Source organism: Rarobacter incanus (assembly GCF_006715765.1).
GTDB classification, from domain to species: Bacteria; Actinomycetota; Actinomycetes; order Actinomycetales; family Cellulomonadaceae; genus Rarobacter; species Rarobacter incanus.
This window is the reverse complement of sequence record NZ_VFNV01000001.1, coordinates 2,223,780-2,242,488: the sequence shown is the minus strand read 5'-3', so window position 1 is coordinate 2,242,488 and position 18,709 is coordinate 2,223,780. Positions and strand designations below refer to the sequence as shown.

Here is an 18,709-nt window from a genome sequence, read left to right as displayed (position 1 = left end):
GGATTTGGGGCGTCATCACCGGCGCGACCGGGTGGGCAACGGCGCCACAACCAGTGCGGCCGCGCACAGTGCCGCTGCGATCACGAGCCACGCCGCGCGGCCGGCGTCAGCCGGCTCCGCGGCGCTCACCGCCGCGGCCGTGGTGGCCGAGGCGGTGAGCGCCGGCTGGTAGAGGTCGGCCGGGAATACCGTTGCGACCGCGAGCGCGGGAACCAGCGGCGCAAGTGAATCCGTCCGGACCGAATCCGCCAGCGCCGTTGTCACCGGTGCCGCCGCGCGTTGCGTCGGCGGCTTTGTCACCGGCGGTGCGCTGACGGTCTGGGAACTGCTGGACGCAGCCTTCGCCGCGGACCGCGCAGCCGCCTTCTTCTTGGAAGATTTCGTCGTGCCTGCCGACGATTTCTTTGTGCCGGATGTGGAGGCGGGCGGGGACTTCACGATGTTGACCGGCGCCGCGGTACTGTCATCGACCGGCGGCACCGTCGTGGTGGCTTCCGCGGGCTCGTAGTTCACCGAAATGTCGAGTGCGACCTTAGCCGCGTCGTGACCGCCCCCGGAGGTGTACCAATACGCAGCCTGGCCCGTGAGCTCCTGAAAGGCAACCATGTCCGCCGGGAAACTTCCCCAATACGCCGCGTTCTGCGCGGTCTTTGCGGCCTGGACGCCCGTGCCCAAGTCCGTGCCGAGGTACGAAGTGCGGGCGATGAACCCGGTGTCGGTCAGGCCGCTCACCGTCGAGATCTTCGCGAGGGTGGCCGTCGTTGCGGGGAGCGCGGACCATGCCGCGGCGCCGCTCTGGCTGGCCGAGTACCCCGAAAGCTCCGCGACCAGCGTGCCGCTTCCATCCGGGTCGATGGTCAGCCGCGGGTTCGACGCGCTCCAGTAGGTCATGCCACCGTACATGGCCACGGTGAAGGACCCCGTCCACTGGATGGTTCCCGCTCCGGTGGCGGAATCTACCGCGCCAGTTCCCCCGACGATGACCACCTGATTGCCGGAATGGGAATCCACGTTCGAAACGTTGACGGCCTGCCCGCGCGCGTCCAAACATTTGGTGTCCCAGGTTGCGGGGACCAGCGCCCCCGATTCGTCCGGTTTCTCGATGCTTACGTTGCCCTCGGCCGCGGAATACAACCCCGCGGAGGCGCCCCAAACCACGCTGCCGCCGGCGTTGCCGGCCTTGCCCGCCGAGAGGAAATTGCATCCGCCGAAGTAGGAACCCGCACCCACCTCATTCGAAATACCCCACCTGAGTTGCGCGTTTTCGACCGCCACGGGGGCGGCCCCGGTCCCCCCATTGGAGTCGCCTGACCCGAGCGCCGGCGCCATACCCAGCCAGGCGATTCCCGCAAGCAGCGTCGCCGCGCCCGCACCCGCGATTGCGCGAAACCGTGTCATGCCTGCGCCCCCTTGCGTGTCCTTCGCCCCGCACCGCGTCGCCGACGCGTCGCCAACACACGCCACACGGAAGCGCCGACTAGCAGCAGTGCGCTAACCACCGCCGCGATCGCGAAGGCGCTATCTTGCTTAGCGCCCCGGGGCGCGGCTGCGGTCTCGGAGGCGTTGGTGATAGCCCCGGTCGTATCGGCGGCTCGCACCGGGAACGAAATCGACACCTTGGTTCCCGAGGTCGCCCCCGTAGCCGCCAGGGTGTGCGTACCCATTTGCGTAGCCCCGGGAAGCGTCAATAGGCCGGCCAGCGCGCCGCCCTTGCCTGCGACCAGGGGGCCGACGGCCGCCTGCCCGTCATCGAAAACCACGACGACCTGCTCGCCTTCGGTGAATCCCGTGGCAGTGAACGCCAGGACGCGCCCCACGACTGCAGTATCGAAGTCCACCTTCAGCGTCGCCGCAACCGCCGTTGCTTCGTCCGCTAAATCGCCGCTCTCGCCCCCGCCATCGCCGCCGTCCTCGTCGCTAGCGTCCTGCGAATCGGCACCGCTGCCGACGGTTGCGGTCGCTTGCGACGAGGCCTCCGCCCGCGTTTGCGAACCCGCCGCATCGCTGGCGGTCGCCGCGGCTCCGGTCGCGGATTTCTTTCCAGAAGAACTCGACGCCCCGGCGTTCGACTTGTCGGTTGCGGCCGTATCCTCGCCGTAGATGTCGGCGAAGGAGATCGGTGTGAACGTCTCGTTACTCGCATTGACGACGCCGTGCGCACCGATCGTGATGATCCCACACTGCACCTTGCGGCAGTTGACCTCGGTCACCGCACCATTCTTGCCGGTGGCCTGGAATGTCGGGCCGGGGATGACCAGCGTCGTTTTCCATGCGCCCTTGGCGCTGATCGTGCCACCGTTGGCGTCAGCCGCCGTGCTGGCGCCCGGGAACGCCACGTACTTTTGGAACCCGGCATTGGTTTTGGAACTGGCGTCGGGAACGTAGAGCAGGTCGCCGTTAGAGGTCTTGCCACCCTTGCTCGGACGCCACGATCCGGAATCTACCCACCCGAAGAGCACATAGATCCCGCCAAACCCGCCCTTGATCGATTGGAATCCGGTTCCCGATACCGTCACCGTTGTCGAATAGGTGGTGTCGGCCTGGGCCTTGCCGAATTCGTTTGCGACTTCGACGCGCGCCGCCGCACCGGACACCGTAGCCGCGGCCATCGATGCCGCCAGCCAAGCACCCATGGCAATCGCGGCCGTAGCGCGCCTGACCGTTCGCTGCCGCAAGCTATTCACTGCTATTCCTGCCATTCTTCAGCGCTGTAACGAAGGGGCGCGATCAAGATCGCGCCAGTGGTCGGGTGTTCAATGACGTCCACGGGGTGTTGATAAATCTCGGAGAGCAACTGCGGCGTCAGCACCTCCCGCGGACGGCCGAAGGCGCGCAGTCGCCCCGCCGCCATGACCGCGATCCGGTCGGCGTAGGCCGCCGCCAGCGCCAGGTCGTGCAGCACAACAACGCTCGTCATGCCGCGACGGACACCGCGGCGCGCCTGGTGCAACACTCGCTCTTGGTGGTGGATGTCAAGGGCCGCGGTGGGCTCGTCCAAAAATTGGATCCCCGTGCCGTGCGCGAGCGTGCGCGCAAACCCCGTGCGGGCCCTTTCGCCCCCCGACATGGTTCCGAAAGGCTGCTCCGCAAGCGATTCCAGGTCCGCCACCCGCATGGCGGCGTCGACGACCCGCTCGTCGTCCCGCTCGGCCCTTGTCCCGCGCCACGGGGAGCGTCCCATGCGCACCACCTCGCGCGCACGGAAGGGGAAGGCCACCTGTTGGTCCTGGAGCAGCACGGCGCGGCGGCGGGCGGTGGTTTTCGGCGACGCCCGGTGCGGGTCGATTCCGCCGAGCACGACGGACCCACTGGTCGGGGTACGGTCACCGGCCAGCACCGCGAGAAGCGTGGACTTCCCGGCCCCGTTCGGCCCCACCAATGCCACCATTTCACCGGCGGCGATGTCCAGGCTGACATCATCCAGGATCGTCCGGTCGCCGATCTTTACGGTGACGCCGGCGGCGTGGATCGCCGGCCCCGCGAGTGGTTCGGTCACGCCCAGCCCCCAGCCCGCGAACGGGTGCGCCGCAACAGCCAGAAGAAGAACGGCCCGCCGACAAGCGACGTGAGCATCCCGATGGGCAGGTCAGCGAACGGAATTGCGGTGCGCGCCACTAGGTCCGCACTGACCAGCAATAATGCGCCGCCCACCGCGCTCAACGGGATGAGCGTGCGGTGATTGGGGCCAACCGCCATGCGGATGATGTGCGGCACGACAAGCCCAACAAAGGAGATGATTCCGCAAAACGCCACCGCCGCGCCCGTCATCAGCGCCACGACCACGATCGCGAGGAGCCGCAGGCGTTCGACGTTGACGCCCAGGTGCCGCGCGACGCGATCCCCCAACGACAGCAGATCGAGTCGGCGCGCCATGGCCAGCGACGCGATAAATCCGATCAGGACCAGCGGGGCCACGACTGCCACGTACTGCCAGCGCGTTCCGTTGAGCGATCCGAGCTGCCAAAAAACGATCTGTTCGCGAGCTTGCGTGTCACCTAAGAATGTCAAAAACGCCAGCCCCGCCCCACAAAATGCGTTGATAGCCACGCCCGTGAGAATGAGGGTGACGACCTCCGAGCGCCCCCGCGACCGAGCCAGGGCAAAGACGACCAGGCTCGTTATCAGCCCCCCCGCGAAGGCCATGACGGCGACCGTCCAGTTGCCCGCGAAGGTTATTCCGAAAACAATCACCGAGCTGGCGGCCAGCGCGGCGCCGGACGAAACGCCGACGACCCCCGGTTCCGCCAGCGGGTTGCCAAAGACGCCCTGCATTAAGGCACCGGCCGTCGCCAGCGCGGCACCGACCAGCATCGCCATAACGATGCGCGGGAAGCGGATCGTGAACAGCGCGGATTCGCCCTGCGCGTGGGTGGGGACGGGGAACCAATCGAGCCCCAGCTTCGATGTGATCGCGCCCACCACCTCGGCGGGCGGCACATGCAGTTGCCCGGATCCAGCGGAAATGACAATCATGATCAGCAGGGCAGCAACCAGCAACGCACCGACCACGGCGGCGCGCCCCCACCGCGGCGTCGATGCGGTGCGGTCCGCGGCGCGATCATCGGCCTGCGCGGTGATGATGGATGCGCCCGCGGCGAACTCGTCGAAACTAACCAACGCACCCGCGCCGCCCAGCGGCAGTTCGCCGGCGCTCGCGCTGCGCTCTCTGGCGGCCGGTTCGGTCACGCTCATTGGCTTTCGGCCGCGGAATCGGGGGCGTAGATGGCGCGCGCCAGGGAATCGAGTACGGCGGCGGAATCGGGCCCAAAGCCCATGATTTGGGAGTCGTCCATGTCCACGATGCGGCGGTTGGCACCCGCTGGTGTCTGGGCCAGCGCAGGAACCGCCTCGAGTAGCCCGTCCACGCCCCCGGTTGCCTCCAACCCGCCGCTCATCGTGAGAACCAGGTCCGGCTGGGCCGCGACCAGCCCTTCATCGGTGATCGGCCGCATTCCGGTCCACCCGGTTTCGGCGGTAACGTCGTAGCCGCCCAACGCCTCGATCAGCGAGTCCGCGCCGGATCCTTCCCCGAACATGTAGTAGACCCCGGCGTTCCCGCGCACGTAGAGGAAGGCCATCCGCAGTTTGTGGACGGTATCGGATGGCGCTATTTGCTTGATCTGCGCAATTTTCGCATCGATCGCGTCGGTGGTGCGCTTGGCCAGTTCCTTGCCCTGCTGTTTCAGCCCCAGGGCGTTGGCAACCTGCTTGATTATCGTTCCGGTGTTTTCCAGGGTCCTATCGGAATCGACGACCACGACCGGCACGCCCGCGTCGCGCATTTGCAGCAGCACGTCCCAGGGCCCCAGGGAGGTGTCCGTGATGATGACGGTCGGGGAAAGCGAGAGGATCGATTCGCCATTGAGGCTGTGCCCGTTCTCGGTGACCCGGGGCAGGTCCTTGATCTCATCGAAGGTTGACGACGTGTCGCGACCGACCACGTTATCTCCCAGACCCAGGTCGTACACCACCTGGGCAAGTGTGCCGTATATGTCGAGCGCCAGGATGCGCGACGTATCGGTGATCGTCACCTTGGTCCCCTGCGCGTCGGTCACCGTCGCCGGAAGCGCCGGGGTGGGGTTTTGCGCGATCGGATCGATCACGTCGCTCACCTTCGTCGCGGTGGACGGCCCGGTCAGGGATTTGGGGTCCGCGGGAACCGCAAGTTCGTTCAGGGGGGTCGCCGTTGTGGCCGTGGTTGGGGCGGACGAGGCCCCCGTCCCCCCACTCCCGGTCCCGCAGGCGGCGACGGCCGCTACCAGCGCCACGGTCGTGACGGCCGCTACTGCGGTGCGGCACTTCTTCTTGATGCGTGCGGCTATTGCCACGCTTTGTCCCTCTTCCCCGGTTCGCGTCGACGTGATGCGACGCTGGTGTGGTGTGGGGAGGCCGGCGCGATGCCGCCCTCCCCACACCCTTCCCGCACGTTCCGCGAGTGTCTTACGTGACCTTCAGCTTGCCTGCCGATTTCGTCGCCGCTGAAACCAGCGAGGTCTTCTTGAAGGCGACCGACACCTTGTAGGTGCCCTTCTTAGCGAGCTTGCGAGTCACCTTCGCCTTGCCATTCTTCACGGTCACGGACTTGGTGAACTTCTTGCCCTTGGCGGCGCCCTTGGTTCCCTTCCAGGTAACCGTTGCCTTGCCGCTGATTCCGCTCACGCCGCTGGCCTTGACCGCGATGTTGACCGTCGACTTCTTCTTCACCTTGATCGACCTCTTGGCCAGCTTGGCAGTGATCGTTGCCTTAGCCTTCGCGATCGTGACCTTCGGCGACGCACTGGCGCCCGCGACTAGCTCGTTACCGCTGTACGACACGGTCAGTGCGTGGGTTCCCGGCTTCAGCGCGGTCGCCTTGATGGTGAGTGTGGCGCTGCCGTTGATTACCCCGGCAGTTCCCAGTACAACCGAACCGTTCTTCAGCGTCACGGTGCCAGTGGTGTTGGAAGCTCCAGCCTTCACGCTGACCGAGACCTTCGTCGCCTTTCCGTACGTGCCGGGCGACGCCGTGGCGGTTATGGTCGGTACCGGCAGGTCCTTCACGGTGAGCTTTGCGGCATCGGAGGTCTGCGTACCTAGGAATCCGGTCACCGCGACGCGGAAAAGCTGCCCGGAGGCGATTGTCGCGAGCTTGCCCGTTGCGTAGACCGATGCCGTTGCGCCCGAAATGTCGGTCCAGTTCGCTCCGCCATCGGTGGAGTTTTGCCATTGGTAGGAAAGCTCGCCGCTGCCGGCCGCCTGGACGCTGAATTCTGCCGACTGCCCGTCGAGGATGGTCTGATCCGCGGGTTGCTCGCTAAACGAAACCGCGGTCAGGGAACCCATAATGTCAATCGGGGTCTCTGTGTCCTGGGAGTCGTTGGAGTGGGTGTGCGCCTGCCAGGTGTACACCGAATAGCTCTTGGTGAGGTCCAGCCCGCTGAACGGCACCTCGACCGACGCGGCAAGCTTGCCACCCGTGATCCCTGCCTCCGGCACGGACGTATAACCGGCAAATTCCGCCATCGCTTCCCGGCTCGACACGTCGGGCAGGCCGCCTGCCTCGCCAACGGCGACGTAGATGCCTGCATCGCCGGGGAACGTATTAGGGGTAAAGTCCCTGCCGGCGACCGCGATCGTGATCCCCGAGGTTGATTCCTTAACCACCGAGACGTCGGTGATAGTCGGCGCCTCAGGGCGCTCAACGGTCGCGATCGCGAACGGCTCGGAGGTGACCGATCCAAACTTGCCGGTAGCGACCACCCGGTAGGTGGCCGCAAAGTTGTCCTGCGTGGGCTGCACCTGCAAGAACTTTGCAGTGCCGCCTTCGATGTCGGCCCAATCGCCCTCAGGAGCCTTGGCCTGCCACTGGAAGGTGTCTGCCAACCCATTATCCGTGAAGGTCAGCTTCGCCGGCTCGCCAACGAACGTCGTGACCACCGTGGGCTGCGCGGTGATAACAGGTGCAAGATTGAGTGCCGTTTCGGTGTCCTGCGACGTGTTCGAGTGGGTGTGCGCCTGCCAGGTGTAGATGCTGTAGGCAAGCTTGGGATCCAGATCGTCGAGGGAGAGCGGAACCGACGCAGTGAATGCCCCATCCGTGATCTCCTTCGCCCTGACCCAGGCAGCTCCAGCGAAGTTCGCCATGCCGGTTTGCGAAGAAACGTCTGGAAGACCGCCCGCGGGCGCGACGCCGACGTAGATGCCGTCGTCCCCCCCGTTAGTGACGGGGTTGAAGTTCGCGCCAGTCACTGTGAGCGTGCCCGCAGTCTGGCTCGTCATTTTCAAAGAGACGGAGGTGAGCCCGGGGGCGGCGGATGCTGTCAGACCGAGCGAGGCGGGACGCTTCTTTTCGTTGGCAGCGGCGTTAGCTGTGCCGCTTGTCGCATGCTGTGGGTCCTTAGAGGCGTAGAAATGCGCCCTGACTCCCGAAACCAAAGCACCGAGGAATTCTGGAGCGAAGGATTGGCCTTCATAGGGTTGACCGGCTGGGAGCCCAAGGTCGGTCGCCGCTTGCGATCCTGGTTCCACAACACCGTCCCAGGCCGGCGTAGCAGCGATGGTGAAGGTAGTCCCGTCGAGCGCGACCGACACGTCAGTGAGATCAGCGATCTTGACAACCGAAGGTTCGGTGCTGGCAGCGGGAGATGGACCCAACTGTGCCGATGCAGAACTGACAGTGGCGCTCAGCGCACCCTTGCCATCGCCGAGGAAATCAACCTTTGGGTTCGCAATGGTAACTGAGTAATACTCTGTACTACCGTTGACAAATGCTTCCTTGACAGTGCCACTGTACTGAAGCGATCCGGTCCCCGCCGCGACATCGATAGAGCCCGTTCCCTTGGCGAAGGTGACCACACCTGACGTGGCGTCAACGGTGGCATCGCCTGATGCGGTTTTGGTGTTCATGTGCTCTGCGATTTGCTCAGAAATCTTCCAGGCGAAACCGCCACTCGTTACAACGCGGCCACCGCTTTGAGCTTCGTCGGCCATGGCCGCGGGGGCGATCCCCCCGAGGGCTAGCGCCGCGGTTGCGACAACAGCCGCCCCGGCACGCCAGGCATTCTTCATCAATGAAGTCACTTTTATCCCTTGGATTTAGTAGGGTCTGGCCAGCATCGATGCATCCAAGCGCGGCCGCCCTCGCGGCGGTCCGCTACGCTGCCTAGCTAGCACAGGTTTGGCTCACCTAACCGAGCCGACCTCCATTGCACAACACATTCGTTGCGTAAATCAACCGCTCCCGGCAGAATCGCAGAACTTGTGACTTAAGACACAGTCCGACCGCCAAAAACGCTGCTATTTGGTGACGGGCAGTCACTTCGATAGTGACATTGCGACATCTCGGGCCGGGATCAGCACCCGGCCGCGCCGAACCGGTCGGCCGCGGCGTGTGCCTCCTCGAATGCCCCCGCGGCCGGTGGGCGCAACTGCGCCCGGAACCTACGCGCCAACATCCGTCGCCAGCAGGTCGTCCTCCGTCTCACGCCGGACGATCACCCGCGCGGCGCCGCCGCGCACCGCCACAACGGCGGGCCGCTCGATGAGGTTGTAGTTCGACGCCATCGAGCGCCCGTAGGCGCCGGTCGCGGGCACCGCCAGCAGATCCCCGGGGGCAATGTCCGCCGGCAGGTCGATATCCGGGATGACAATGTCTCCGGACTCGCAGTGCTTCCCCACCACCCGGCAACGAATCTTCACCTTCGACGAATCGCGGTTGGCCAACCGCGCGGTGTATTCGGCCCCGTACAGGGCGGGGCGGATATTGTCGGACATTCCGCCATCGACGGATACGTAGGTCCGCACCTTGACGTCCCCGTCATCCACCGTGACCGGCTTGACGACACCGACGCTGTACAGCGTGACCGTGCTGGGGCCGGCAATTGCCCTTCCGGGCTCGATCGATATGCGGGGAACCGTTATTTCGGTTGCGGAGCACTCGTCATCAATCGCCTGCGCCAATTCGCGCGCCAAGGCGGCGCTGTCGATCGGCTCATCCGCCTTGGTGTAGGCAATGCCAAACCCGCCACCAAGATCTACCTCGGGCATGACGAAGCCGGTGCGGTCGCGCACCAGCGCCCGGAATGCGAGCAACTTGCGCGCCGAGACGACAAACGCCGTCGGGTCCTGAATCTGCGAGCCGATGTGGGTGTGGATGCCCAAAAGCTCCAGATCGTCGCCGTTTCCAAGCACCAGCTCGACGGCCTTGAGGGCGCTGCCATCGGCAAGCGACAGGCCGAATTTTTGATCCTCGTGCGCGGTTGAAATGAACTCGTGGCCGCCCGCGTGAACGCCCGTCGTCACGCGGACCATCACGGGCACGCGCCTACCGGCCGCCCGCGCCGCGGCGGCGACCCGGCCCACCTCGGCCAGCGAATCTATGACGATCCGGCCCACCTTCATCTCGATCGCCGTCGCGATTTCGCGGTCGGACTTGTTGTTGCCGTGCAGCCCCATCTTCGGTCCGGGCACACCTGCGCGCCGCGCGACCGCCATCTCGCCGCCCGTGCAGGTATCCAGCCTCAGGCCCTCCGCGATGACCCACTGCGCGACGGCGGTGCACAGGAACGACTTGCCCGCGTAGTACACATCGACGTCCGAACCGATGTCGGCGAATGCGGACTGAAACACCTCGCGCAGCGAGCGCGCACGCGCCCTGAAATCGTCCTCGTTTACGACAAACAGGGGCGTTCCGAAGTTCTGTGCCAGGTCCCTGACGTCCTGCCCGCCCAGGTGCAGCGCCCCGCCATCGCCCAGCGTCGTCTCGCGCGGCCACACCCGCGCCACCAGGGCGGTCACATTCGCTCCGGCGCGCTGACGCCAAGCAGATCCAGCCCGTTGGCCAGCACCTGCCCGACCGCATCGTTGAGCCACAGGCGCGTGCGGTGCAGGTCCGTTACGGGTTCGTCGCCCTGCGGGGTGACCCGGCACGCGCCGTACCACTGGTGGTACGCCCCCGCCAGTTCCTCCACGTATCGCGCGATCCGGTGCGGTTCGCGCAACGCGGCGGCCTGGGCGACGATGCGCGGATAATCGGCAAGTTGCGCCAGCAGGGTCGATTCGGTCGCGTCGGTCAGCAGCGACGGGGCGAATGCCTGCTCCCTGCTAATGCCGACATCGGCCGCGTTGCGTCGCACCGATGCCGTGCGCGCGTGCGCGTACTGCACGTAGAAGACGGGGTTGTCGTTGGATTTTTTGCGCAGGTCCTCCCCGTCGAGCGACAAGGGGGTGTCTGCGGGATACCGCTCAAGCGAGTAGCGCACCGCGTCCGTGCCGATCCACTCGATCAGGTCGGAAAGCTCGATAATGTTGCCCGCGCGCTTGGAGAGTTTGGCTCCGCCCACGGACACCAGCTGCCCGATGAGGATCTCGATGTTGACATCCGGGTTATCGCCCGCACACGCGGAAATGGCCCGCAGGCGGTTCACGTAGCCGTGGTGGTCCGCGCCCAATAGGTAGATTTTGCGCGTGTAGCCGCGGTCCTTCTTCGACAGGTAGTACGCGGCGTCGGCTGCGAAGTAGGTGAAGGAGCCGTCGGCCTTGATCAGGACCCGGTCCTTGTCGTCGCCGAATGTCGTGGTGCGCAGCCACACCGCGCCATCCTTGTCGTAGACGTGGCCCTGCTCGCGCAGCCTGTCAACGGCGCCGGTGACTGCGCCCGATTCGTGCAGGGTCCGCTCCGAAAACCACTCATCGAAGTGCACGCCGAACTTGCGCAGGACATCCTTTATTTCCGCGAGCTGCAACCGGTAGCCCTCCTCGCGGGCCAAGGCGACGGCTTCCCCGTGCGGCAGTGTCGTTATGGACGAGTGCTCCGTCGCGATTCGCTCCGCCAGCGCCGTGATGTACTCTCCGCGGTACCCGCCTTCCGGGATCTCACCGCCGGTGATCCGCGCCAGGATGGATTCGCCGAACTTGTCCATCTGCGAGCCGGCGTCGTTGATGTAGTACTCCGCGGTGACATCGGCGCCCGCGGCGCGCAGTATGCGCACCAGCGAATCGCCCAGCGCCGCCCAGCGCGTGTGCCCGATGTGCAGCGGCCCGGTCGGGTTCGCGGAAACGAACTCCATATTGATGACCTGGCCGGTCAGCGACTCGCCGCGACCAAAGTCGGGCCCGCGGGTGACGATTGTGCGCGCCAGTTCGCCGGCGGCGGCCGCCGAAAGCGTGATGTTGAGGAAGCCTGGGCCCGCGATCTCCACCCGGTCGACCCCAGCGACGTCGCTCAGCGCGGCTGCAATCGACGCCGCCAGGTCACGCGGCTTGCGCCCCGCACCCTTCGCCAATTGCAGCGCAATGTTCGTTGTCCAGTCACCGTGTTCACGCTGCTTGGGGCGTTCAAGAACGACGCGCGCGGCGGCGCCCTCGATGTCGTCGGCCAGGGGGGTATCGGTCAGTGCGGCCGTCAACGCGCTGCGGACGGCACCTGCTAGTTCCTCGGGAGTCACTCGGCTATGGTACTTCGCAAGGGGTATGGAACACACACGGGGGTCGGGCACATGTGTAGTCAGCTATCGACGCGAATGCAGCTATCGGGCAAGACCGTTGAGGCTATGCGGCAGTTCATCGTCGACGGGACGTGGCCGGTGGGAAGCAAGATCCCAACCGAGCCCGCATTGGCCGATCTGCTGGACGTGGGCCGCAATACCGTGCGCGAGGCTGTCCAATCCCTTGTGCACGCGGGGCTGGTGGAAAAGCGCCAAGGGTCGGGGACCTACGTTGTCTCGCAGGACGAGCTTGGCCCCGCCCTGCACCGGCATCTGGGGCACGTTTCCCACTCCGACGCCCTGGAGGCGCGGCGGGCCATCGAGGTGGAAGCCGCCTGGTTGGCGTCGCAGCGGGCGACCGAATCCGCCAAGATCGCTCTGACAATGGCCGCCCGCGAGCTGCACTCACTGGTCGGGGACGCCGTCGATCACCAGCACCTGGGCCGCCCCGACGTGGTGGCGGCGGACCTGGCCTTTCACCGCGCGTTGGTGGCGGCGTCGGGGAACTCGTTATTGCTCACACTGCACGACAATTTGGCCGATGCGATCCGCGAAAACATTCAAATCAACCTTGAGACCGCCTCCCAATCGCCCGAACGGGCCGGCGAACTGCAAGGCACCCATGACGCCATCATGCACGCCGTGATCCAGGGCGACGGCACCGGCGCGATGGACGCGGTGCGGCTAACTCTCGCGCGCTTCCTGGACACTGCCGAACCGGATGCGCCGCGGTAGCTGCCGGCGAAACGTGCACGGAACGCACCAACCCTGGTAGTCTCGTTGATCGTGCTGAATCGCGTGAGCGAGCAGCGCACGCGCCCGTAGCTCAGTGGATAGAGCGTCTGCCTCCGGAGCAGAAGGTCGTAGGTTCGAATCCTATCGGGCGCACCCGCAGCCACATCTGGCTCACCCACGTGTGGCCGGTTTTTCGGTCAGTGCGGTCACGAGTCGGCGGCGCACGATCCCGCTACCGCGGCCGCCACCTCATCCATGGCGATCCGCGCCTTGGTTTTCGCCGCACCCCGCACGGAATTGACCGCTATCGATAGAGCTTTGAGCCGGCCGTCGGAACCCACGGTGAACCCGGATAGGGCAATCTCGTAGTCGAGCGTTCCGGTCTTTGCCGCGACCGCCCCGACCGCGCACTTTGACTTGGACGATGTGAACCGGCCGTATCCCTTGATGAGGGTGCCGCTCAGGCCGGACGTTGGCAGCGCGGTGCCGGAATACAGGATCGGGCGCAGCGCCTTGTTGGCGGGATCGGCGATGACCGCCAGCAGCGAAACCAAGAACTCCGCCGACATGGTGTCCCGCGGCGACAGCCCCGATCCGTCCTTCAGCGAGACGCCCGCGGTGGGCACCCCCAAGGCTCGTATCGCCGCCAGTGTGCCCGCGGCCCCGCCCGCAAAGCTACCCGCTTGGCCCGCGGCGATCCCAATGTGCCGGTGCAGCACCTCCGCAACCTGGTTGTCCGAGCGCAGCAGCATGCGTTTGACCAGGGTGCGCACGGTTGAGCTGGATACCGCGGCCACCGCCTTGGCGGCGGCGGGCGTCGCCTTGCGCCCCGCGTACCGCACCTTGACCTTGGTGGGAAGCGATCGGTCCAGGTAGCTGGCGAAGAGCCGGGCCGCTGCGGCGGCAGAATCGGCGGACCGGACCCCCGCGATCGCGGTTCCCCGCACGGGTTGGATCGTTGCCAGGTTGTAGCCTCCCTGCCTCCAGGTCGCGTGCTTGGTCGCGCCCGTAAAGATCGTGTCATCGAGGCGGACCGTAATGGTTCCTCTCTTCACCCCGCGCTTCTTCAGGATTGCGGCCGTGCCCTTCGCGAGTCGTTTGATCTTGGCCTTGGTCAACCGCGGGTCGCCGCCCGACTCGAAATAGATCGATCGTTTGCCCTGCCGCGACACCTTCGTCGCAAATCGCGTCGAACCACCCACCGTCTGCAACGCCGCGACGGCCGTGAGCAGTTTCGTGTTGGATGCGACGGTGCGCGACGTGGCGGCATTGTTGCTATATATTTCCTCGCCCGTGAGCACGTCGATGATTTTTATGGACGAGTTCCCCCCTAGTTTTCCGGCTTTGACCCGCTGCGCGACCCGTTTCGCCACGTCCGCCTTGAGCGCGTCGGACGTTTCGGCGCCCGCGGGGCCGGTTACGCCCTGTTCGCCGCCGACAGATTCGAGTTGGTCCGAGCCGACCGTCACCGCCGAACGCACGACCGCATCTTGGGAGAGCGTCCAAATCGGTGTGGCCGCGTGCGCCGTGGCGGGCTGCGCCACTAGTGCCAGGGCGATCGCGGCGCCCACCCATCGCTTAGTTCTCATGCCACGATGCTAGCCGTGTGTGGCCCGACTCTCGCCGGGCTCGCCGCCGAAGACGGATCCGCGCGCCCGGCGCCCCCAGTCTTACCCCAGTTTCCGAGGTTTCCCCTACCCGCCTCGTCGCACCCGATCTACTTTGAGGTAACCGTCCGGGTTGTTTCCACACACAACGAGGTGATCACCGTGTCAAATCACTCCCACATCCGCGCCTGGTCCACCGCTTTGGGAATCGCTGGGTCGTTATTGGCCCTGGCCCCCGCGCCATCCGCCCATGCGAGCAACGTCGCATCGAATGCGTCCAAGGTGCCTGATGCCACCGCCGCGCAACGGTGGAAGGCAGCCGGGGGCAAGGGCATCGCCGCCTTCAAACGCGTCGCTACCGCCGTTGATAAGGCGATCGCGGCGTCGTCGTTCGGTGCGGGGCCGACGAAAATCTAACGCCTTGAGGTCACTGCCAAGCACGGACCGTGCCCCGGCCGCTAGCGGGGCACGGTCCGTTTTGTCAGTCCAGCGCGATAGGCTTGGGGCAGTAGATTCACCGATTGAGGAGCCCCCACATGCCTCGCCCCTTGCGATCCAAGACTTCCACCCACGGCCGCAACATGGCCGGTGCTCGTGCGCTGTGGCGCGCCACCGGCATGGGCGAGGGGGACTTCGGCAAGCCGATCATTGCCATCGCTAACTCCTACACACAGTTCGTTCCCGGCCATGTCCACCTCAAGGACATGGGTGACTTGGTGGCTGGCGCGATCCGCGAGGCCGGTGGCGTCGCCAAGGAATTCAACACCATCGCCGTCGATGACGGGATCGCCATGGGGCACGGCGGAATGCTCTATTCGCTGCCCAGCCGCGACCTGATCGCCGATTCGGTCGAATACATGGTCAACGCGCACTGCGCCGACGCACTGGTGTGCATCTCGAACTGCGACAAGATCACCCCCGGCATGCTGAATGCTGCGCTCCGACTCAACATCCCGACCATCTTCGTTTCGGGCGGGCCCATGGAGGCAGGCAAGGCCGTCATTGTCAACGGGGTCGCGACCAGTCACCTGAACCTCATCAATGCGATCAATTCCTCGGCCGATGACAACGTCAGTGATGAGGGCCTGAGCGCCATTGAGCAGAGCGCGTGTCCGACCTGTGGATCGTGTTCGGGGATGTTCACCGCTAACTCCATGAACTGCCTAACCGAAGCCCTCGGGCTTTCCTTGCCGGGCAATGGTTCGACGCTTGCCACGCACGCGGCCCGCCGCGATCTGTTCCTGGAGGCGGGTCGCACCGTGGTCGAACTGTGCCGGCGGTACTACGACAATGACGACGCGTCGATCCTGCCAAGATCGATCGCCACCAAATCCGCGTTCGCGAACGCTATGACACTGGATGTCGCGATGGGAGGATCGACCAACACGGTGCTGCACATCCTTGCAGCGGCCCAGGAAGCGGGCGTTGACTTCACTCTCGAAGACATCGACGCGATCTCGCGGCGGGTCCCGTGCCTCTCGAAGGTCGCCCCTAACCACCCGAACTACCATATGGAAGACGTGCATCGGGCCGGCGGAATACCCGCGCTGTTGGGCGAGCTCGACCGCGGTGGGCTGCTCGACCACGACGTGACTTCCGTGCACACCGCAACCCTTGAAAGGTGGCTGGCCGATTGGGACGTGCGCGGTGGCTCTGCTACGTCCCGCGCGATCGAGCTGTTCCATGCGGCCCCCGGTGGCGTGCGAACCACGCAGGCGTTTTCGACCCAAAACCGTTGGGATTCTCTCGACACTGATGCCGCCGGCGGGTGCATACGCGATGTCGCGCACGCCTACACCGTCGAGGGCGGGCTGGCGGTCCTGCGCGGCAACATTGCGGAAGATGGAGCGATCATCAAGACCGCCGGGATCGACCCGGATGTCTTCCACTTCGTTGGAACGGCGCTGGTGGTCGAATCCCAAGAAGAGGCCGTCGAGAAAATCCTCAGCAAGCAGGTCAAGCCGGGTCACGTCGTCGTTGTCCGATACGAGGGGCCCGCCGGCGGCCCTGGCATGCAAGAGATGCTCTACCCGACAAGCTTCATCAAGGGTCGCGGACTCGGCAAGGTGTGCGCCCTCATCACCGATGGGCGATTCTCTGGCGGGTCGAGCGGGATATCCGTCGGCCACGTGTCGCCGGAGGCGGCCGCGGGCGGCGCCATCGGGCTCATCGAGGACGGCGACGAGATTGAGATCGATGTCAATTCTCGCCTCATTCGGGTCAATGTCTCCGACGAGGAACTGGCTACCCGGCGCGAAAAGATGCTCGCCTCCGATCGTCCCTTCCAACCCAAGGAGCGGGACCGTTACGTGTCCCCAGCGCTGCAGGCGTATGCCGCCATGGCCACGTCCGCGGATCGCGGGGCGGTGCGCGACGTATCGCTCATCACACGCCGCTGATCGGTTCCGCGCCTCGCACACCGAGCGGTAACACCGCATTTGAGTAAGAAGGAGTTGTTTGATGACCCCGGCGCTCATTATCGGTTTCGTGGTTCTGTCACTTGCCGTGACCGCGTTCGCGCGCAGCCGCGGACTCGCTGCGCCGCTCTTGCTCGTCGTGGTTGGCGTGTTCGCATCGTTCATCCCCGCGGTCCCGCACATTGAGCTGAGCCACGAGGTCATCCTCGGCGTCGTGCTGCCCCCGCTCCTGTATTCGGCGGCCCTATCGAGTTCATACCAGGATCTGCGCACGTCGCTGCACGCCATCACGCGTCTCGGCGTGGGGGCCGTCGTGGTCACGGCCTTGGCGGTCGCGGGGCTAGTCACCTGGCTCTTCCCTGCCATCGGATTCCTGCCCGCGCTGGTGTTGGGCGCGGTAGTCGCCCCACCGGACGCCGTTGCAGCGGTGGCCGTCGGCAAGAAGCTCGGGCTTCCCCGCAAGGTGATGACCATCTTGACCGGCGAAAGCCTCATCAACGACGCGACGTCGCTGACGCTTTACAAAGTGGCGCTCGCCGGTGTCGCATCCGGGGTCTGGTCGCTGACGACGGGGTTCGAAACGTTCTTGCTCGCGGTGATAGTCGGGGTCGGGATCGGTCTCATCCTCGGCTCCATCGCGAACCGGGTCAGGTTGGCCCTCGACGACACGACCGTGGCCATCCTCGTCTCGGTCCTGGTCCCGTTCATCTGCTACTGGTCCGCCGAGGAACTGAATGGCTCCGGGGTCCTGGCCGTCGTCGCGGCCGGCCTGTACTTGGGCAAGCACGCGCCCGAGGCGTCCTACACGACCCGGCTGCGCGAGGCTCCCATCTGGGAAAGCGTCGACCTAGCGCTCGAGACAATCACCTTCGCGATCATCGGATTGCAACTGCGTTGGATCGTTGCCGACGTGCTCGCCTCCAACCAGGGCCTCGGACACGCGATCGCGGTGTCTGCGGTGGTGTTGGGCGTGGTCATTGTGATCCGGCCCGCCTACGTATTCGCCACGAGCAAGGTGGATTCGTTCCGCCTGCCCGGGAGCCCGCGGCCGGCCAACGATACCCTCAGCTGGCGCGAATCCCTGGTCGTCGGTTGGGCGGGAATGCGCGGCGTGGTCACGATAGCGGCCGCCGCCGCGATACCCGTAATGACCGGCGCCATCGAGTTTCCCGAACGCGCCACCGTGCAACTCGCCGCGCTGACGACCGCCATTGGCACGCTCCTGTTGCAGGGCCTCACCCTCCCGTGGCTCATCAAGCGATTGCACCTCAATGGGGACGAGGACCACCGGCTCGATTCGGTCCAAGAGATGCACGTGCGCGTGCTCATGGCGGAGGCACAGGCCGCCGTCATATCGACGGCAATCAATCGCTGGTCGGGACGCCTCGGCAAGGATCAGGCCAGCGAGATCGCCGACAAACTGCGCGCGCGCATCGTCGCCGCCGGCGCGGCGGCATCGCAGGTCGCACGCGATGCGCAATCGGTCACCGACCTTTCGCAGCAGGCCGACTCGCGCCCCGGCGATTGGGTTCCGATCGTCCCACCTGCCGCAAACGAGCAAGCCGCACCCCCCGCGGCAGGTGCGAAGCGCGCGGCGGGGGCCGGCAACACCCAGCTCAAGGCGGTCCGGCAGCGATCGGCGATGATTCAGCAAGTTCGGCGCGACCTGATCAAGGCCCAGCGGCAGGTGCTCGCGACGGAACGCGATCGCGGGTCAATCAACGAAACGGTTATGCGATCGATGCTCCGCGAGATCGACCTGGCCGAGGAGTCGCTGTCGACCTCCTGGCTCTCGCGGATGACCCCCTAGCCCCACGGTCCCTTGCAGTACCGCCGGGCTGCGCCGCGCGCAGCGCGGCCCTCGTCCCGCAATGTTCGTGCCTGACTACCGCCTGACCGGTTTCTACCATAAATTGGACGTAGCGCCTTATCGGGCTATACCCGACATGTCCGACTAGGCACAAAACTTGGGACCTATGACACACCC

General features: G+C 65.6%; 13 protein-coding genes and 1 tRNA gene. 5 read left to right on the top strand and 9 right to left on the bottom strand.

Going from position 1 to position 18,709, the window contains the following annotated elements; genetic code table 11:
- Window positions 1–15: 15 nt before the first annotated feature.
- From FB389_RS09240 to argS, 8 genes are all read right to left on the bottom strand, one after another.
- Window positions 16–1,398 (bottom strand): hypothetical protein, encoded by a 1,383-nt coding sequence (locus FB389_RS09240; RefSeq protein WP_142112980.1) that lies wholly within the window; start codon window positions 1,396–1,398, stop codon window positions 16–18.
- Window positions 1,395–2,684, bottom strand: coding sequence for a hypothetical protein (locus FB389_RS09235; RefSeq protein WP_142112978.1), 1,290 nt, complete (start codon window positions 2,682–2,684; stop codon window positions 1,395–1,397). Before FB389_RS09235 ends, FB389_RS09240 begins: the two co-directional genes overlap by 4 nt.
- 2 nt (window positions 2,685–2,686) lie before the next feature.
- Window positions 2,687–3,496, bottom strand: coding sequence for a heme ABC transporter ATP-binding protein (locus FB389_RS09230; protein ID WP_246043606.1), 810 nt, complete (start codon window positions 3,494–3,496; stop codon window positions 2,687–2,689).
- Window positions 3,493–4,686, bottom strand: a complete 1,194-nt coding sequence (locus FB389_RS09225) for a FecCD family ABC transporter permease (protein WP_425467257.1) — start codon at window positions 4,684–4,686, stop codon at window positions 3,493–3,495. The genes FB389_RS09230 and FB389_RS09225 overlap by 4 nt, the downstream gene beginning before the upstream one ends.
- 2 nt (window positions 4,687–4,688) lie before the next feature.
- Entirely contained in the window at window positions 4,689–5,828 is a 1,140-nt protein-coding gene (locus FB389_RS09220; protein WP_142112974.1) for a heme/hemin ABC transporter substrate-binding protein, read from the bottom strand.
- A gap of 112 nt (window positions 5,829–5,940) precedes the next feature.
- Window positions 5,941–8,559 (bottom strand): Ig-like domain repeat protein, encoded by a 2,619-nt coding sequence (locus FB389_RS09215; RefSeq protein WP_142112972.1) that lies wholly within the window; start codon window positions 8,557–8,559, stop codon window positions 5,941–5,943.
- Window positions 8,560–8,919: 360 nt separating this feature from the next.
- A complete protein-coding gene (gene lysA, locus FB389_RS09210; RefSeq protein WP_142112971.1) occupies window positions 8,920–10,275 on the bottom strand; it encodes a diaminopimelate decarboxylase in 1,356 nt (451 codons plus the stop codon).
- Complete coding sequence (gene argS / locus FB389_RS09205; protein WP_142112969.1) at window positions 10,272–11,924, bottom strand: arginine--tRNA ligase; 1,653 nt, start codon at window positions 11,922–11,924, stop codon at window positions 10,272–10,274. Before argS ends, lysA begins: the two co-directional genes overlap by 4 nt.
- Before the next feature lie 75 nt (window positions 11,925–11,999).
- On the opposite strand from argS, the gene FB389_RS09200 reads away from it, so the two are divergent.
- Both FB389_RS09200 and FB389_RS09195 read left to right on the top strand, forming a co-directional pair.
- A complete protein-coding gene (locus FB389_RS09200) occupies window positions 12,000–12,698 on the top strand; it encodes a FadR/GntR family transcriptional regulator (protein WP_170207946.1) in 699 nt (232 codons plus the stop codon).
- An 80-nt stretch (window positions 12,699–12,778) separates the two neighbouring features.
- Window positions 12,779–12,851 (top strand) — tRNA-Arg (locus FB389_RS09195).
- 53 nt (window positions 12,852–12,904) lie between these two features.
- Here the strand turns inward: FB389_RS09195 and FB389_RS09190 are convergent.
- Window positions 12,905–14,287: a D-alanyl-D-alanine carboxypeptidase gene (locus FB389_RS09190; protein ID WP_142112966.1), complete on the bottom strand. Its 1,383-nt coding sequence runs from the start codon at window positions 14,285–14,287 to the stop codon at window positions 12,905–12,907.
- A 180-nt stretch (window positions 14,288–14,467) separates the two neighbouring features.
- On the opposite strand from FB389_RS09190, the gene FB389_RS09185 reads away from it, so the two are divergent.
- The 3 genes from FB389_RS09185 (at window position 14,468) to FB389_RS09175 (ending at window position 18,532) form a co-directional block, all read left to right on the top strand.
- Window positions 14,468–14,722 carry a hypothetical protein gene (locus FB389_RS09185; RefSeq protein WP_142112964.1) on the top strand — a complete coding sequence of 85 codons (255 nt, stop codon included), beginning with the start codon at window positions 14,468–14,470 and terminating at the stop codon, window positions 14,720–14,722.
- Window positions 14,723–14,841: 119 nt separating this feature from the next.
- On the top strand, window positions 14,842–16,704 hold the full coding sequence (gene ilvD, locus FB389_RS09180; protein ID WP_142112962.1) for a dihydroxy-acid dehydratase: 1,863 nt from the start codon (window positions 14,842–14,844) through the stop codon (window positions 16,702–16,704).
- 61 nt (window positions 16,705–16,765) lie between these two features.
- Window positions 16,766–18,532, top strand: coding sequence for a cation:proton antiporter (locus FB389_RS09175; RefSeq protein ID WP_142112960.1), 1,767 nt, complete (start codon window positions 16,766–16,768; stop codon window positions 18,530–18,532).
- Window positions 18,533–18,709: the final 177 nt, after the last annotated feature.